The 512-nt window shown below is 61.1% G+C and carries 1 protein-coding gene; it reads right to left on the bottom strand.

What is annotated here, in order from left to right:
• The coding region (locus RZO55_RS03240; RefSeq protein WP_318062850.1) for an aminotransferase class I/II-fold pyridoxal phosphate-dependent enzyme at positions 1-492 on the bottom strand (492 nt) is incomplete at its 3' end.
• Between the last annotated feature and the right edge of the window lie 20 nt (positions 493-512).

The following is a 512-nucleotide window of genomic DNA, read 5'->3' as shown; positions in this document are numbered from 1 at the left end:
GTGGAAAATCCCGTACTGGGTGTGGGACATCAGCCGGCCGAGGGCTTGAAGCACCTCCGGATGCCCGACCACGTATCCGATGCGGCATCCGGCCATGTTGAAGGTCTTGGAGAAGGAATTGAACTCGACACCGACCTCCTTCGCCCCCGGGACGGACAGAAAGCTGACCGCCCGCCGCCCGTCGAAGACCAGCTCGGAGTAGGTAAAGTCGTGGACGATGAGAATATCATGCCTTTTGGCAAAGCGGACCAGCTCCTCGAAAAAGGCGTGATCCGCCATCGCGGTGACCGGATTGCCGGGGTAATTGAGGATCATCATTTTGGCCCGCCCGAGAACCGCTTCGGGAATTGCCTCCAGCCGGGGCAAAAACCCGTTTTCCTCCTCCAGGGGCATCGGATGGGGAACCCCGCCGGCAATTTTCACGCTCGCCTCGTAGACGGGGTAGCCGGGATCGGGAACGAGGACGACATCGCCGGGATCGATCACCGTCATGGCCAGATGGGCCAACCCGT

The organism is Clostridium boliviensis (assembly GCF_033342255.1).
Taxonomy (GTDB): domain Bacteria; phylum Bacillota; class Clostridia; order Lachnospirales; family Lachnospiraceae; genus Lacrimispora; species Lacrimispora boliviensis.
The sequence above is the reverse complement of the archived record's forward strand: the minus strand, read 5'-3'. Positions and strand labels throughout refer to the sequence as shown.